This is a genomic window from Protofrankia sp. CiP3 (assembly GCF_917627345.1).
Taxonomy (GTDB): Bacteria; Actinomycetota; Actinomycetes; order Frankiales; family Frankiaceae; genus Protofrankia.
This window is the reverse complement of sequence record NZ_CAKJTM010000187.1, coordinates 1,754-4,072: the sequence shown is the minus strand read 5'-3', so window position 1 is coordinate 4,072 and position 2,319 is coordinate 1,754. Positions and strand designations below refer to the sequence as shown.

Below are 2,319 nucleotides of genomic sequence, written 5' to 3'. Positions count from 1 at the left end.
TACCGCCCTGTCGGTGATCTGACACGATCAGCCATCGTCAGCTTGGCGGGCGTGGGTTGACACTGTCGATCAGCGGGAGAGACCAGCCGGGGCAAGGCTGGGAGTTGATGACATGGACTGGTTCAGCCGGCTGCCGGGCAAGACCTTCGGACCGCTCGGTCAGCTGCCGGATCGGCCCTTACAGCCGGCGGCAACCTGTGGGGTCCGCGCCCGATGACCGGCGCGGTTCAGCGGCTGCGCGGTCCGGCACTACGGGGAGGTGTGCACGGTGGCAACCGTGAAGGATGCGCGGCGTCCCTATGCGTGGACCGCCTTTGTTGTCCTGTCGCTCGTGGGCGCGGCGACCGTATTCCTGGCGGCGTGGGACCTTCCACCGGTGAGTGGTGTGCGGGTCATCGCGTTTCTCCTGTACGCCCTGGGCGCGCTCGGGAACTCCTGCGTGGCGGCGCTGGTCGTGGGACTTATCGTTGAGTGGCTCGGACCGTGGAAACAGGGCCGGAACCTCGCCGGTCACATCGCTTTGTCGGTGTTCACTGTGGCACTCCTAACAAGCGTGATCTTGTTCGATCGATGGGTTGTCCGATACGCCGCTGGGAACGCTCGTCTGGGGTGGTTCCTATTCTGGATCGTGATCGCGGCCGTTGCCGCGGTGGTCGCACGGGTCTTCGCCCTGAGACCGACCAGTTATGACTCGCGGCGGGAGACCATCTCGGTCAGTCTCGGGGCCGGGGTGGGCGGTCTCACTCTGGGAGCTTTCCTGATCGCGTTGATTATCGGTGTGCTCAGCCTGGTGCGGTTGGACGGACTCCACGCTCGGGTACCCGATCCCCCGTCGATCGGCTTGTCTGGCACCTATGTCGCTCTGGGTGACTCGTATGCGGCCGGCGAGGGGCTGCGGCCGTTCGAGGCGGGCACCGCCCAGATAGGGTGCAATCGCTCAGGCAATGCATTTCCCAGGTTGTTGGTGTCGTTCGACCGGCAGCTCGATCTGGGCTTGTCGGGATTTGTGGCGTGCTCCGGCGCGGTAACCGCGGACATATACAACTCCCGTGGCACCGGCGTCGCCGTCCCGCCTCAGGTGCACAGTGGAACGACCTTCCCGGACGTGAAGCTTGTCAGCATAATGATCGGCGGGAATGATGTGGTCTTCTCGACGATCGTCACACGCTGTTTCGAACAGTCCGACTGCGTGCACAAAGTCCTCGGCTGGCCGTCGCCCGAAGGAGGCGGTGCCCTTGTCTCGGAGACCCTCGCGAACTGGGCTCCGCGGATGCTGGGGGTAGTGGGAACAAGGATTGGCAAAGTCTATAGCGACCTGCGCCGCAGCTATCCCGGTGCTCGCATTGTTGTGGTGGGTTACCCCTACCTGTTTCCCGGCGCCGACGTTCGTCCGGCCACGACGCCGAACGACTGCGCGAGCGTTCTGCGCCGGTTCAGCGCTGATGAGCGGATGTGGATTCGGACAACGACGGACCGATTTAATGACCTCCTCTATGAACGCACGATCAAGGCGGGCCTCGAGTTTGTCTCGCCAGCCGAGGTCTGGACGGGTCACGAACCATGTGGTAAAGATGGCCAGTACACGAATGGAATTAAGCTAAGCTTGGCCCTCGATCACCCTGTTGACGGTGGCTCGTTTCATCCGAACCAGTCGGGGCAGCGCCAACTCGCCGTGCTGCTGGCCTGTTACCTGAACCATTACCCGAGCGCCGCGCCCAACCCGTTCACCGATCAGGTCACGCCGGTAGACGTTCAGCGGAATGCGCTCGACATAAGCAAAATCGACGGGCTAGCCAAGCCCGGAACGGTTGGACTACGCGACGCTACCGGAACCCCAGGTAACCACCTCGCCTGCCCGACGTCTGTATGACACCGGCAGCATGACGAGCAGACTTTTTGTCACATGGGCCACAGTTCCGCCGGGACGGGTGGTCTCGACCGGTCAGTGCATCATCCGGGTGTCCGCCTCATGTCGGACCCCGTGGATCCCAGCACGATGCGGGTGGTGTACGACCGGTTGAGACCACTCAGTCTATTTTTGCGATCCGCATTCGCCGTGGCAGCGGGGTTCGAACGAGAACACCAACGGCCTTCTTCGGCAGTATTTCCCGAAGGGCACGGACCTGTCCTTGCATTCCCAGGAGGATCTCGATAGAGTGGCCGCAGAGTTGAATGGCAGGCCTCGTGGGACGTTGGGCTGGCGCAAGCCGGTAGAAGTTTTCAACGATCTGCTGGAAAGGCATGCGTCGCCTTGACCGCTTGATTCCGCCCTTCCTGTCCAACCAGGCTGCCCGCTCTCTGCCCTGCGACGTCCCTGTA

At 62.8% G+C, this 2,319-nt stretch carries 1 protein-coding gene and 1 pseudogene; both read left to right on the top strand.

What is annotated here, in order from left to right:
- Positions 1–268: 268 nt before the first annotated feature.
- Positions 269–1,870, top strand: coding sequence for an SGNH/GDSL hydrolase family protein (locus MJ797_RS25825; RefSeq protein WP_239342226.1), 1,602 nt, complete (start codon positions 269–271; stop codon positions 1,868–1,870).
- 160 nt (positions 1,871–2,030) lie between these two features.
- Positions 2,031–2,255, top strand: a pseudogene (locus MJ797_RS25820) (IS30 family transposase); the annotation flags it as partial.
- Between the last annotated feature and the right edge of the window lie 64 nt (positions 2,256–2,319).